The organism is Bacteroides sp. 3_1_23 (assembly GCF_000162555.1).
GTDB classification, from domain to species: Bacteria; Bacteroidota; Bacteroidia; order Bacteroidales; family Bacteroidaceae; genus Bacteroides; species Bacteroides ovatus.
In genome coordinates this window covers 291,827-305,487 of record NZ_GG774955.1, presented here as the reverse complement: position 1 = coordinate 305,487, position 13,661 = coordinate 291,827, and the positions used below count along the sequence as shown (strand labels likewise).

General features: G+C 47.1%; 15 protein-coding genes and 1 pseudogene. 6 read left to right on the top strand and 10 right to left on the bottom strand.

The features are described from left to right. Positions 1 to 78 precede the first annotated feature (78 nt). Positions 79 to 555 (top strand): HU family DNA-binding protein, encoded by a 477-nt coding sequence (locus HMPREF9010_RS05420; RefSeq protein WP_004312083.1) that lies wholly within the window; start codon positions 79 to 81, stop codon positions 553 to 555. Between the two features lie 620 nt (positions 556 to 1,175). On the opposite strand, the gene HMPREF9010_RS05425 is transcribed toward HMPREF9010_RS05420, so the two are convergent. Then, the gene (locus HMPREF9010_RS05425) at positions 1,176 to 1,355 is read right to left on the bottom strand and encodes a hypothetical protein (RefSeq protein WP_008650648.1); all 180 of its coding nucleotides are present in this window, start codon (positions 1,353 to 1,355) and stop codon (positions 1,176 to 1,178) included. Positions 1,356 to 1,847: 492 nt separating this feature from the next. On the opposite strand from HMPREF9010_RS05425, the gene HMPREF9010_RS26205 reads away from it, so the two are divergent. After that, the gene (locus HMPREF9010_RS26205) at positions 1,848 to 2,285 is read left to right on the top strand and encodes a hypothetical protein (protein ID WP_157453733.1); all 438 of its coding nucleotides are present in this window, start codon (positions 1,848 to 1,850) and stop codon (positions 2,283 to 2,285) included. A 528-nt stretch (positions 2,286 to 2,813) separates the two neighbouring features. Here HMPREF9010_RS26205 and HMPREF9010_RS05430 read toward each other — a convergent pair. The 6 genes from HMPREF9010_RS05430 to HMPREF9010_RS0124660 are packed head-to-tail and all read right to left on the bottom strand — an operon-like array spanning position 2,814 to position 5,473. Further along, positions 2,814 to 3,083 (bottom strand): hypothetical protein, encoded by a 270-nt coding sequence (locus HMPREF9010_RS05430; RefSeq protein WP_004310978.1) that lies wholly within the window; start codon positions 3,081 to 3,083, stop codon positions 2,814 to 2,816. Continuing rightward, the gene (locus tag HMPREF9010_RS05435; RefSeq protein WP_004310979.1) at positions 3,080 to 3,310 is read right to left on the bottom strand and encodes a hypothetical protein; all 231 of its coding nucleotides are present in this window, start codon (positions 3,308 to 3,310) and stop codon (positions 3,080 to 3,082) included. The genes HMPREF9010_RS05430 and HMPREF9010_RS05435 overlap by 4 nt, the downstream gene beginning before the upstream one ends. Before the next feature lie 11 nt (positions 3,311 to 3,321). Beyond that, entirely contained in the window at positions 3,322 to 4,554 is a 1,233-nt protein-coding gene (locus tag HMPREF9010_RS05440; RefSeq protein ID WP_008650637.1) for a DUF4373 domain-containing protein, read from the bottom strand. A 5-nt stretch (positions 4,555 to 4,559) separates the two neighbouring features. Then, positions 4,560 to 4,880 carry a helix-turn-helix domain-containing protein gene (locus tag HMPREF9010_RS05445; RefSeq protein ID WP_004310981.1) on the bottom strand — a complete coding sequence of 107 codons (321 nt, stop codon included), beginning with the start codon at positions 4,878 to 4,880 and terminating at the stop codon, positions 4,560 to 4,562. Between the two features lie 27 nt (positions 4,881 to 4,907). Next, entirely contained in the window at positions 4,908 to 5,177 is a 270-nt protein-coding gene (locus HMPREF9010_RS05450; protein ID WP_008650634.1) for a hypothetical protein, read from the bottom strand. Beyond that, positions 5,174 to 5,473 (bottom strand): tyrosine-type recombinase/integrase, encoded by a 300-nt coding sequence (locus HMPREF9010_RS0124660; protein WP_050428298.1) that lies wholly within the window; start codon positions 5,471 to 5,473, stop codon positions 5,174 to 5,176. The genes HMPREF9010_RS05450 and HMPREF9010_RS0124660 overlap by 4 nt, the downstream gene beginning before the upstream one ends. A gap of 206 nt (positions 5,474 to 5,679) precedes the next feature. On the opposite strand from HMPREF9010_RS0124660, the gene HMPREF9010_RS05455 reads away from it, so the two are divergent. Together HMPREF9010_RS05455 and HMPREF9010_RS05460 are read left to right on the top strand one after the other, a co-directional pair. Continuing rightward, complete coding sequence (locus HMPREF9010_RS05455) at positions 5,680 to 6,909, top strand: site-specific integrase (protein ID WP_004311259.1); 1,230 nt, start codon at positions 5,680 to 5,682, stop codon at positions 6,907 to 6,909. Positions 6,910 to 6,928: 19 nt separating this feature from the next. Beyond that, on the top strand, positions 6,929 to 8,140 hold the full coding sequence (locus HMPREF9010_RS05460; RefSeq protein ID WP_004311260.1) for a site-specific integrase: 1,212 nt from the start codon (positions 6,929 to 6,931) through the stop codon (positions 8,138 to 8,140). A gap of 64 nt (positions 8,141 to 8,204) precedes the next feature. Here the strand turns inward: HMPREF9010_RS05460 and HMPREF9010_RS0124655 are convergent, their stop codons facing one another. Together HMPREF9010_RS0124655 and HMPREF9010_RS0124650 are read right to left on the bottom strand one after the other, a co-directional pair. After that, the gene (locus HMPREF9010_RS0124655) at positions 8,205 to 8,498 is read right to left on the bottom strand and encodes a helix-turn-helix domain-containing protein (protein WP_004311261.1); all 294 of its coding nucleotides are present in this window, start codon (positions 8,496 to 8,498) and stop codon (positions 8,205 to 8,207) included. Between the two features lie 12 nt (positions 8,499 to 8,510). After that, positions 8,511 to 8,714 (bottom strand): helix-turn-helix domain-containing protein, encoded by a 204-nt coding sequence (locus HMPREF9010_RS0124650; protein ID WP_032849094.1) that lies wholly within the window; start codon positions 8,712 to 8,714, stop codon positions 8,511 to 8,513. A 301-nt stretch (positions 8,715 to 9,015) separates the two neighbouring features. Here HMPREF9010_RS0124650 and HMPREF9010_RS25950 point away from each other — a divergent pair, with 301 nt between their 5' ends. Beyond that, the gene (locus HMPREF9010_RS25950; RefSeq protein WP_005651720.1) at positions 9,016 to 9,180 is read left to right on the top strand and encodes a hypothetical protein; all 165 of its coding nucleotides are present in this window, start codon (positions 9,016 to 9,018) and stop codon (positions 9,178 to 9,180) included. Positions 9,181 to 9,375: 195 nt separating this feature from the next. Continuing rightward, positions 9,376 to 12,924 (top strand): Eco57I restriction-modification methylase domain-containing protein, encoded by a 3,549-nt coding sequence (locus HMPREF9010_RS05465; RefSeq protein ID WP_004311263.1) that lies wholly within the window; start codon positions 9,376 to 9,378, stop codon positions 12,922 to 12,924. Here HMPREF9010_RS05465 and HMPREF9010_RS05470 read toward each other — a convergent pair. After that, positions 12,896 to 13,582: pseudogene (locus tag HMPREF9010_RS05470) on the bottom strand (transposase); the annotation flags it as partial. The gene HMPREF9010_RS05465 and the pseudogene HMPREF9010_RS05470 overlap by 29 nt on opposite strands. Positions 13,583 to 13,661 lie beyond the last annotated feature (79 nt).

Here is a 13,661-nt window from a genome sequence, read left to right as displayed (position 1 = left end):
GATAAGAACATACGTCCGCACGCCCACGCACGTATATGTAGATTTGCAACATTATTAATCATTAAAACACTAATTAACATGGCAATTACAATCAAACCCGCTTTGCGCAAGAATCCGCAGGACAAAGCCGCTGCAGCAAAATACTATGCGCAGGTAGTGCTCGCTCCAGAAATGAAACAAAAACAAATCGTTGACCAGATCGCAGACCGTTGTACACTGACCGGCTCTGACATCAAGGCAGTTCTTGACGCATTGATGGTCGTTATCAAGCGCAACCTCGCAAACGGTTCACCCGTCCGCCTGGGAGATCTCGGTTCATTCCGTCCTTCCGTTTCCGGTAAAGGCACCGAGGATGCCAGCAAGTGTGGAGCAAGCAGTGTGAAAAAAGCACGTGTTATCTATGTTCCTTCTGCCGAAATCAAGGAAGCCGTTTCAATGTATTCTTTCTCCAAGGCAGGAGCAAGCGCAGCGAACGAAGATGGCGAAGGAGGAGATGAGAAACCAAATCCGAAACCTGACGAAGGCGGCGGAGAAGCTCCAGACCCGGCAGCTTAAACAATGACCGGTAACGAAGAAAACGCCTGCTAGCGCATTATCCTCGTTTCGTACATCGCAAACAAACCAAGGAAAAAGCCCGATGAATGAGAAATCATTTCACCGGGCTTTTCATTTGCGGGTATTTGGTGAACGGAATATGCTTCTGAAAGTCTCATAGAAAACATCAGGAGTTTTTCAAAAAACGTCTGACGAAATAAAAAAAACGTCTGATGAATTTTTGAAAACAACTCGAAGGGTTTCAAGTACGTTTTTGCTTCTTTTCCGGCTGTTTTCGGGAGTTTTTACGTTTTATTCCCGTATGGTTCTATCCGTAAATAAACAGAATGACACAGACAGAAACGCAATTATCTATAAAGTGACGGGAAAGTATAAATGATAAGTTTGCTGTTTTACAGCGTATTTTTCCTCTTTTCTTCTACAAAGATAGGTCACGGCCGTCCGTCAGTCAAGAACCGCTACGCTATTTCAGATAAAAATATCCTGCGCTCCTACGTCGTGCGGTATTTTTATCTGAAATTTCTTGTCTGCCGTTCATCCATGCCCTTGGAGAGGTAGATGAAAAAAGGAAAAAAATGTGTTCCTGTGCAGTGTGGGGCGGATAAAAGCATGTATTAGTCTTAGGCCCAATATCCGCCGAAGTGATTGTGCCTGGTTACTTTGTCTAACTTCAATTGCTTGCGGCGAAACTTGTTGATTGCCCGTTTGAGCGATTTACGTCCCGATGTGCTGCAGTTCTTTTTTTTCATTCGGCATTGGTAGCAACGGCAGATACCAATACCTGTATGTGATTCTTTCATTTCTATTCTGTTTAATATAAGTTTTGAGAACTTACGTTTTTTACTATTTTATTTTGTGACATTTGCCCGATTGTCACGGATTTGTTATTTGCACTTTTCGGCGGGGCGCTTCGCCCCGCTTCATGGAGCGGACGGCGAAGCCGACCGCCGGGAATTTCCAATGTTCCGAAAGGCGTAAACAGTCAGCCGGGCACGCCGCCAGGCGCAACCCGCAGGAAGCACAAACACCCGCAACAGGTCAGAAAACCGCACGGCTCGGGAGTGGCAGAAGTAACTAAGGGGCGGTGGTCGGGGTGGCGGCTTGCCGCCATAGTGGTGGCGTTTCCACTCCGCATGTTTTTTTTCGCCTGGGGGCGGAAAAATAAAACAATCCATATTAAACATAACCACGCATTATGCACCCGACTTGCCTGAATGGCAAGGCGTGCGGGCATAATGACCCGTTATGTTGAATATCGCTACCCCTTTGTTTTTCTGCCGGTCTCTTTTTGGGTGTCCCCCAAAAAGGAAGACGGAAGGAAAACAATTGCTGTCACGGCGCACGCAGCATCACGTCTGTACGCGCCCGAAGGACGGCGAAGGGTGCTTACTTCCACAATACAAACTTGCTCAACCGTAAACCCGGGAACCCCGCACCGCAGGGCTGCACTCCTGGCTAACACTTCCGTTCCTATAGTCAGCCGAAAAGAGGTAGCGGATTCTCGCCATAGTCCCGGCGTTAGTGCCGGGCGGAGCGAAACCGCACCGGGCATCACAGCTGTCACCCGTTCCGCAGGGGATACCCTTCCGCAAGGGTTTCCACCGCATAGGCTGTCGCTTGTAGTCCGGCTGTGCCGGGGTGTGAGCGGAAGCCGGAGCCGTATGCGTCAGGCGGTAGTAACTTCCGTAATCACCCACTTTGCCAGCCTCGACTGTTACACACAGGAGTAACTTTTGGGAAGACTTCCCCCAAGAACGTTCCATAGAAACACTGTCAGAGGGCGGCTTTCTTTGCGCCCATTGGGTGGCTACGGGAAAGCAAGGAAAGCGGCACGGTGCACAGAAACACCGCCCGTCCGAGAAACGCTGCCGGTGAAGGAATATTGCTATTAAACACTGACGGAGTGCTGCTGCGGGGGACGGGGCTGTGTGGGCGGCGGTATTCCCGCTGCACGCATTGCCACGAACCACACGGCGGCACGGTGAGCAATCAGACGATAAGCCGCTCGCGAAAGTAATCCGCTTGGTTCGGCACTTGCCCATTACCTTCACTTGCTATCACATACCTGTCGGGATCCCGACTCCATCAACCTGATATCCCCGTTAATTGCTAGCAAATTAGTTGCTCCGGAACGAACCGGGAACAAGAATCCGCTAGCACTTTTACGCAGCTCGAGTACACGATCCGGAAACATCTGCTAGCAAATATTTCATTGGCCAAGATCTTCCGGAGCGTATTTTGCTAGCAATCGTTTCCCCCTACTCTTTCTCCCTGCCCGCTTTCTCCAACCTGTCGAGTGCCGACAGAAAACCCCGCACTGCTTCGCCCTGCTCCCGATACTTTCGTTTCAGTTCTCCGTGTTCCTTCGCTTCCTGCTTGTAGTGGGTACAGAAACGGGGGTATTCCTTGACGACGTATTTAATCGCTTCGCTCCCGCTCTTCTTCCCAATGATGTCTTTGAGTATCTCCAGTTGGGCGGCTTCTTCGGCTGTCAGTCGCAAGGTGATCGTGCTTACTTTTTCGCTCATGATCGTTCACCCCCTCTCTTGCCGTCAGAGTTGGCTGGTTGAAGGGCTTGCGCCTGTTGCTGCTGGTTCATCACTTCCGCCCGTCGGTATGCTTCCGCATACGTCTGGCAGTGTATTCCGTATCTCTCGATAGTGACGCCCGCGGCTGTCACTTCGTGCGCCACGCACCACCCTGTACGCATTTTGCGGGGGTAGTAGAGCGGCGTCTTGTTTTTATCTTCACTCATAACTGTGTGGCTTACGCCGTTTTTTGCAATTCGTTTTTCTTCGCTTTTTTCAACCGTGACCTGATGAAACAGCTCACCGAAAGAATCCGCCCTTTCGATCGTCGTATTTCCCGTATAACCTCTTGCAGGACATCTTCTTTGCCTTTCGCCTCTCCGCATAATTCGTCCATGTCGTAGCTCGGCACGCCGATACCCGACAGCATCTGCCTGACGTTATGAACGCCCTCTTTCACCTCATCCGTATGCTCTTCCATCATCCGCAGGCGTCCCGTCTTCACCAGTCCCCACAAGGCGGGCAACACCTCTCCGGTGAACGAATAACGTCCGCCGCTCGCCTTCAACTCTTCAATCAGTTGCCATATCGGGCTGTCGTCCAGGGCAATATTTTCTATCATCAGAACCTTACGGATATCTCCTTTCGAACACCCCAGATTGTAGCAGGTTTCACCCAGCCGCTGCAACTTCAAACGGTATTCTTCGCCATGTTCCGGACGTTTCCCGCAGGATTCTGCGGAAACATTTCCCCTATTCCCGTCCGGAGAGAGTGAAACTTTGTCCTCATCATCCCTTGCCGGCGGAATAGTCCGGGGGATAGAGGGGGAATTTTCTTTACTTTCTTTTTCTTTGTGCCGTTTTTCCGCAGAATTCCGCGGAGTTTCCGGAATTTCCGCAGAACTCTGCGGAATAATGACGCCGGAAGATATTCCGGCAGTGATTACGGTTTCTTTTCCGATATCGGTTGCGGTCTGTTTTCCGGTATCCAGTTTGGGAGAACCATAAACTGTTTTTCCGGTTTTCGTCTCAATTTCCTGACCGGAGAAAAGAGGTAGCGGCGCACCTGTCACACCGGAAGCCACGTCTTGTATCTCGACAAGCCGTATATCTTCCGGTATTACAATCTTCTTCTTGGCTCTCCGGCAGATTTCGAGATATCTCTGCTGAATATCTACGGAAGTAAGTACATGATTCGTATGCCAGGTAATGGTGTCGAACAATTCCACTTCCGTGCAATATTCAATGATTTTTTCTACCCGTTGCTCTTCAATGCCCCAGTATTCGGAAACATCAAAAAGCTGGTCGTCCGTGAAACGGATATAACAGCCTTCAACCCGGTATATCTCGTTTTGGATATACTGGTACACTGCATACCCTTCGCAGCCGTACCGCTTCTTCAGGCGTTTTACCTTGATGTCCTGAAAGCGGTCGGTTTCCGCCTGATAATATGATAATCCTGTTTTTGCCATTTTCGCTAGATTCTTCTACTGTAATTGGATGCGAGGTAATTCATGATTTCTTCTTTGCTGTAGAGAAATATCCCACCCAGTTTGTAGAATGGGATTGCGTGCTCCGCACGCATGTTCCTTAACGTTGAGTTGCTGATGTTGAGCAATTTGCATACATCCGTGGAGCGGATGAACACGGCATCTTCCGGAACAGTTTCGAGTGTGACGGGTTCCACGGGTTTGTACTTCGGTTTTCCGGTGGCTTTCTCCTTTTGGGGTTCCACGACTGCTTTTTCAGATTCCTTTTCAGGTTTCACGATTCTCATGCTGTTGGTTTCTGTTTTCATGATTTTGTTTTTTATGTGAGTTAATTATCAGGGGTTAACCGGCTGTTTATCCATGCAGGTGAAAGCTACCCGGTCGAGGTCTTTCAGTTGGCTGCTGTCGAGGGCGTAGATGGTTTTTATAATCCACCCTTTCAGGACGATTTCCCGGTGTCCTTCCCTGTTGGCGTAGTGATGCAGCGCGCGGGTGACTGCATCCTTCATTTCCTGTCCGGAAATGAGGCTCTTCTCGTATGCTATCATGCTATCGACAGCTTTCTGCTCCAGTTCTTCCTGGCTGATGGTTGCGGTTGTTTTCATCCGTTTACGGCTTTATTATCTGGTGATTTTTGAGATTCCTTTCTGGTGTACAATTCTTTGAGAGCCGCCATGTCGTCCATGACTTTCGTGTCCAGAATCTTAGCGTAGATTTGCGTCGTCTTGATGCTGGTATGTCCCAACATTTTTGACACAGTTTCAATCGGTATGCCGTGAGACAGGGTGATAGTGGTGGCAAAAGTGTGTCGGGCCATGTAAGTAATATTTAGAAATGCAATAAAAAACAGAATGACGATAATTAAACGTAAAACGTTTATAATTAAGCATTTTGCGAGAATTGCAGAACAGACAGACCTGCAAAAGAAAACAAAATATTGCGACGTTTCAGTTACCAGACTGTTAGCCGCCTGTTTCGGAAACGACGGCAGGTAACCGAATTTTTACCGATAAGAACAAAGCGGATTTGTATTCACTGTTTCTCAATGTTTTGCATGCCAAAGGACGCTTTTCAAAGGAGTATTTTTACAACCTAAAAAAGAGCGTTATGAAAGTGGAAAAATTCAAGGTGCTGCTCTACCTGAAAAAGAGCGAGCCGGACAAGACCGGCAAAGCCCCGATCATGGGACGGATCACCCTCAACCGCACGATGGCGCAGTTCAGCTGCAAGCTCTCCTGCACCCCCGGGCTGTGGAACGCGCGTGAGAGCCGGCTGAACGGCAAGAGCCGGGAAGCGGTGGAGACCAATGAAAAAATAGAAAGACTGCTGCTTGCCGTACACTCGGCCTTCAATTCCCTCATGGAAAGAAAAAGGGATTTCGATGCCGCCGCGGTCAGGGACATGTTCCAGGGCAATGCGGGCATGCAGATGACCCTGCTCAAACTTCTCGACCGGCATAACGGGGAAATGAAGGCCCGTGTCGGTGTGGACCGTGCGCCCACCACACTCTCGACCTACCTCTTCACCTACCGCACGCTTTCCGAATTCATCAAGGCGAAATTCAAGGTTCCGGACCTTGTCTTCGGGCAGCTCAACGAGCAGTTCATCCGCGACTATCAGGATTTCATCCTTCTGGAAAAGGGATATGCCGTGGACACGCTTCGCGGCTACCTGGCCATCTTGAAAAAGATCTGCCGCATCGCCTACAAGGAGGGCCACTCGGAGAAATACCATTTCTGCCACTTCAAGCTGCCCAAGCAGAAGGAGACAACACCGAAAGCACTCAGCCGTGAGAATTTCGAGAAGCTGCGTGATCTGGAGATACCGGAAAAACGCAGGTCACATGTCATCACCCGGGACCTCTTCCTCTTCGCCTGTTACACCGGCACCGCCTATGCCGATGCGGTAAGCATCACCCGGAAGAACCTCTTCCGGGATGACGAGGGCAGCCTCTGGCTGAAATACCAGCGAAAGAAAACCGACTACCTCGGACGTGTCAAGCTGCTTCCGGAAGCCGTCGCGTTGATTGAGAAATACCGGGACGATACCCGCGAGACTCTTTTCCCGCCGCAGGACTACCACACGCTCAGGGCCAATATGAAATCCCTGCGCCTGATGGCAGGGCTGAGCCAGGACCTTGTCTACCACATGGGACGGCATTCTTTCGCCTCGCTGGTCACGCTCGAGGAGGGAGTGCCGATAGAGACCATCTGCAAAATGCTGGGACACTCCAACATAAAGACCACCCAGATATACGCGCGCGTAACCCCGAAGAAGCTGTTCGAGGACATGGACAGGTTCGTCGAGGCAACCCGCGATTTGAAACTTATCCTTTAATCCCTAAACAATCATTATCATGCGCAGTACATTCAAGCTCTTATTCTACATCAACCGTAACAAGGTGAAATCGGACGGCACGACCGCCGTCCTCTGCCGGATCAGCATCGACGGAAAGAAATCGGCAGTCACGACAGGCGTCTATTGCAAACCCGGGGACTGGGACAGCAAGAAGTGTGAAATCAAAACAGCCAGGGAGAACAACCGCCTTGCCGCCTTCCGCAGCCGGTTGGAAGAGGCGTACGGGAACCTGCTGAGGAACCAGGGAGTGGTCACGGCCGAACTGCTCAAGACCACCGTGTCAGGCGCCAATTCCGTACCGGAATACCTCCTGCAGGCCGGAGAGGTGGAACGCGAACGGCTCAGGGTCCGCTCCAAGGAGATCAACTCCACTTCCACCTACCGCCAGTCGAAGACCACCCAGCTCAACCTCAGGCAGTTCATCGAATCCCGCGGGATGAAGGACATCGCCTTTTCGGACATCACCGAGGAGTTCGCCGAATCGTTCAAGGTCTTTCTCAAGAAGGAGCTGGGACACAGGAACGGACACGTGAACCACTGCCTGTGCTGGCTCAACCGGCTCATCTACATCGCCGTGGACCGGGAAATACTAAGAGCCAATCCGATAGAGGACGTGGCATACGAGAGGAAAGAAACACCTAAACTAAGGCATATCAGCCGCAGTGAACTGAAGCGGATGATGGAAACCCCGCTGCCCGACCCGATGATGGAGCTGGCACGCAGGACGTTCATCTTCTCCTCGCTGACCGGTCTGGCCTACGCGGATACGAGGGCTCTCCATCCCCGTCACATCGGAACGACTTCGGAAGGAAGAAGGTATATCCGCATCCGCCGCGCCAAAACGGACGTGGAGGCGTTCATCCCGCTGCATCCCATAGCCGGACAGATACTGGAGCTTTACAACACCACGGATGACGACAGGCCGGTATTCCCGCTGCCGGTCCGCGACGTCCTCTGGTATGAGGTACATGGAATGGGCGTGGCATTAGGCATGAAAGAGAACCTGTCCTACCACATGGCCCGGCATTCGTTCGGGACCCTGACACTGACCGCAGGTATTCCGATAGAGAGCATCGCCAGGATGATGGGCCACACGAACATCGACAGCACGCAGGTCTACGCCCAGGTCACCGACCGGAAGATATCCTCGGACATGAACCGGCTGATGGAAAGAAGAAAGCCCGCGGCCGGCAAGGAAGCCGCAGGCTAAATAAAAACTGCCGCCGGAATCGTAAATGCAATTCCGGCGACAATCCTTAAACTTAAATACGATATTATACCAATGCAGGGTGATAGTTCTCCTCCAGCAGCCTCTCGATGTCCGACTGCCTGTACAGGATCTTCCCGCCAAGCTGGATATAGGGAATCCGTCCTTGGTCCCTGTAATCCTGCAGGCACCTGCGGCTGATCTTCAACATCCCGGAAAGCTCCCTGTCGGTCAGGAACCGTTCCCCGTTGAAGGGAGGACGGTTGTCACGGGCAAGACGTTCCACTTTTTTCTCCATGTCGTCCAGCAGGGCAAAGAACCTGCGGACACGTTCGTTCTCCTTGTCGATAATGCCTTCCATCTCTTCCGCTCTTTAAAGGTTTCCGTTCTTCCTTCTTTCTCTCACCTCCTTCTCCTTGCGTCTGATGCCGACGTAGACCATCAACTTCTCCACATCCCCGGGCTTGTAATAGAACTTGCGCTGGAGGCGGGTGAACGCCAGCCGTCCGGTATCGCGGAGAGTCTGCAGGGTACGCGGCGAGATGTCAAGGCGCAGGCAGACATCCTGGCCGTCCAGTCACTCTCCGGGTTCCTTACAGCGGTTTCTCTCATACAATCTGTCCACACGTGCGGACAGGTTCTCGGCGCGCGCCAGCATCCTCTCAAGGACACCGGCCTCGATGTAGCATATTTCCATATTTTCAACTCGTTTAAATATCAGTGCGAATATAAGGGAAGAAACCATGAGAGGCAAGCACGACCGGCACACTGGCAGGAATAGTCATGGATAGTCGGTTTTTGTCATATGGGAAGGAAAAAGAAAGCCGAAGCAGGTCTGGATCCACTACCCCCTTTGGGTATGTGAAAGGAACGTTGTGGTGAAAGAAAAAACTCCTTTTCACACATGGATGAGGCAATGCCGGAAGTCCGGCAATAAAAAATGTGGCTTCTCTATCCGGGTAAATGCCATGATTACAGACTTCTTCCTGTTCCTATACCATCAGGTCGGTTACCTTCAGGTTAACAACTTATCCAACCTGTGATAGATCCGGATGTGAAAAGATTACTTTGGCTGGCTATTACAATATAATAAGTAGAATCATGTCAAATCTACTGCTGCTATTGTTTGTTGATAATGGCTGGCAGTAGAACAAACTTTCGTTAAACCAATACGTTCATTCTTTATTATCAAGTTTTTAGACTACCTTTGTATTTTATTAACTCATTTACCAAACATTATGGGACTACTCAAACCGAATCAAGTTTTGAACAAAGCATATAGACAGGTTGCGATTGAAACAACAGATTTTGACTTATTCAAAAATGCCCTTCGCACATTGAGAGACAATATTGTGGATGGGCAAAGAGAACACACGCAAAAAGAACATTTACGTAATTTTCTGAGTGAAACGTTCTACAAGCCATACTACATGGCTCCCGAAGAAGATATTGATTTGGCTATCCGATTGGATAAAACTATCAAGTCCAATATAGGGTTATTGATTGAAGTAAAGAGTACCACCAACAAAGGTGAGATGATTTCTAATGACAATCTTAATCGTAAGGCTTTGCAGGAATTATTGCTATACTATCTTAAAGAACGTGTCAATAAGAAGAACAATGATATTAAATATCTCATCGCTACTAATATTCATGAATTCTTTATTTTTGATGCCCATGAGTTTGAACGCAAATTCTATCAGAACAAACAATTACGTCGTGAGTTTCAAGACTTTGTGGATGGACGCAAAACCAGTAACAAAACCGATTTCTTCTATACTGAAATTGCAACAACCTATATTGAGGAGGTGAAAGATAGCCTTGAATACACTTACTTCAACTTACAAGACTATCAACACCTGCTTGATAGAACAGACAGTAGCGCTTCACGCAAACTTATCGAACTTTATAAGATATTCAGCGATACACATCTTTTGAAGCTATCGTTCCAAAATGACAGCAATTCGCTCAACCGTGGATTCTACACTGAGCTGCTACACATTATTGGTATTGAGGAACGCAAAGAGAATAATAAAACCGTGATTGTACGCAAAGCTGTGGAACGGCGTGACGAGGCTTCATTACTAGAGAATACTATTAACCAACTGGATGCAGAAGATTGTTTGCGTCACATAAATGGTCGTTTGTATGGGAATGATTATGAGGAACGGTTATTCAATGTTGCAATGGAATTGTGTATTACTTGGATGAATCGTATCCTTTTCTTGAAACTGTTGGAGGCTCAGATGTTGAAATACCACAATGGAGATGCAATCTATAAATTTCTTTCAATAACTAAGATTCATGACTATGATGATCTCAACACACTCTTTTTCCAAGTGCTTGCACGTGACATGGGCAGCCGCACACACTCCATTATGCGTGATTTTGCTTACGTTCCCTATCTTAACAGTTCTCTTTTCGAGGTGACAGATTTGGAAAGTAAAACAATTAAGATAAACAGCCTTTCACAACGTACGGTACTTCCTGTCTTGGCGAGTAGCGTATTACGAAATAAAAAACGCAATCTACAAGTCAACGCATTACCCACCCTGCAATATTTGTTTGCTTTTCTCGACGCTTATAACTTTGCGAGCGAAGGCAGTGAAGAAGTGCAAGAAGAGGCTAAAACACTCATCAATGCTTCTGTTTTAGGGCTTATATTCGAGAAAATAAATGGTCACAAGGATGGTTCAGTATTCACTCCAGGCTTTATCACTATGTTCATGTGCCGTGAAGCAATCACCAAGACCGTGTTGCAAAAGTTTAATGGTTATTATGGCTGGAATTGTACCACCCGTATAGAACTATACAACCATATTGACAATATAGTCGAAGCTAATGAACTAATTAACAGTTTGCGACTGTGTGATCCAGCTGTTGGTTCGGGTCACTTTCTTGTGTCTGCTCTCAATGAACTGATACTCTTGAAATACGAATTAGGTATTTTGGTAGATGCTACCGGTAAGCGTATCCGCAAAGCGGACTATCAACTTGCCATTGAAAATGACGAGCTGATTGTTACCGATACCGAAGGTAATTTATTTGCTTACAACCCACTCAATGCGGAAAGTCGCCGCATGCAGGAAACTCTTTTCAAGGAGAAGCGTCAAATCATTGAGAACTGTTTATTTGGCGTTGATATTAACCCCAACTCTGTGAAGATTTGCCGCCTACGACTGTGGATTGAATTGTTGAAGAATGCTTACTATACGGCTGAAAGTAATTACACTTATTTAGAAACCTTACCAAATATCGACATTAACATCAAATGTGGAAATTCTTTGCTTCACCGATTCGCTTTGACAGACAGTATTCAGACCGTACTGCGAGAGTCTAGTATCAGCATCAGCCAATATAAGGAGGCTGTAGCTAAATATAAAAATGCCCAAAGTAAAAGCGAAAAGCAGGATTTGGAAACGTTTATAACAGAAATCAAGTCGAAACTGAAAACAGAGATCAACCGCCGGGATGCACGATTGGTTAGATTGAACAAACGCCGCTCTGAGTTGGCAAACTTACAAGCGCCTCAACTGTTTGAACCGACAAAAAAGGAAAAGAAAGCGTCGGACAAGCGCATTGCCGATTTAAAGAAAGAAATTGCGACTTTAGAAAATATATTTGAGGAAATACGCTCCAACAAAATTTATCTTGGTGCATTCGAATGGCGTATAGAGTTTCCAGAAGTACTCGATGCCGAAGGCAACTTCTTGGGATTTGACTGTATCATTGGCAATCCACCTTACATTCAGTTACAATCTATGGGTAAGAGTGCCGATGTATTAGAATGCATGGGTTACATAACTTATGCACGCACTGGTGATATTTACTGCCTCTTCTATGAGTTGGGTATGAACCTGCTTACTCCCAATGGTTTTCTTTGCTATATCACGTCTAATAAATGGATGCGTGCAGGGTATGGTGAAGCCTTGCGAGGTTATTTCGCAAGCAAGACCAATCCTATTATGTTGGTAGATTTTGCAGGTATAAAAATATTCGATGCAATAACGGTAGAAGCAAATATTCTTTTATCTCAAAAAGCAGCAAATATTTTTAACACACAAGCTTGTTTGGTACAAGATTCGAATGGCTTGAATAATTTGAGCGATTTCGTGCAGCAACAAGGCGTAAAGTGTAACTTTGCAGATTCTATCCCATGGGTGATATTGTCTCCCATTGAACAGAGCATCAAGCAGAAGATTGAGTCTGTGGGAATACCCTTGAAGGATTGGAACATCCAAATCAACTATGGGATAAAAACTGGTTTCAATGATGCTTTTATCATTTCTACCGAAAAGCGTGATGAGATACTAGCGAATTGTCAAACAGAAGATGAACGTGTTCGGACGGCTGAACTTATACGACCGATTCTTCGTGGCAGGGATATCAAGAGATATGAATATGAATGGGCGGACTTGTGGATTATAGCCACATTTCCTTCGCGGCATTATGATATAGAAAGTTATCCTGCGGTGAAAAATTATCTTCTGTCAATTGGCATAGAGCGTTTAGAACAAACAGGAGAAACTCATATTGTTAATGGCAAAAAAATAAAAGCCCGAAAGAAAACTAGTAACGAGTGGTTTGAAACACAAGATAGCATCAGTTATTGGGAGGATTTTTCTAAGCCAAAAATTGTATGGAAAATAATCGGAAACCAAATGGCTTTTGCATATGATGCCAACAATTATGTAATGAACAATGCCTGTTATATTATGACAGGCGATCATTTGGATTATCTGTTGGCAGTATTGAATTTTCCAATAACTGAAGTAACCTTCGTGTAATCATACGAGTCTGTGATTTCCTGCGTTTACGCAGTTTGCTATAAGCAAGATAGGCACGGCGTACATCAAGATACTTGTTACGGGGACGTTGTATGTGCAAGGTCTGGCAATGTTTGCACAGATGACGATGAAGCCATACAATACCTTCCCATAAGAGTTTGGTATCAGTAGGAAAACGCAGATGACTTTCATAACAGGTGGCATCGGTCATACAGACATGAAGGTTCTCAAGATAAGGTTTCCAATGCTCGGCAAGAATGAGCTGGAGGGGCTCAACGTCAAGGCGATGCGCTAGTTCCTGACGAATTGCACTAACGATTTTAGGATTGGTTAGTGGATGAAGCGGATCAATCTGAACACCACAAAACAACTGGTAATGAATATTACCGTTTAAATGCTCAATCAGTTGTGCATCGGAAAAGTTGGTATAGGACTTCAAGACCATCAAGGCTATTTTACCTTCGGGAGAAAAATAACTTTTACGACCCAAAGCAGAGGACTTCAAATGCATTTGTCGGGCCAGTTCCGAGAAAGGAAACAGAGCATGGAGGCGACCTAATTCACTCGTTGCAAAACTTTGACGATATTTTTTTAGCATATCGAACTCGGTAAAACCTAAACGAGGTTCGATTTCTGAGATTTTTTGTATCTTTACCATGTGTTTTTATTTTAGATTACCCCCGTTTTGGCCGTCAAACCGTTTTTTGGGGGGAATGCTTAAAGATACAAAAAAGGCA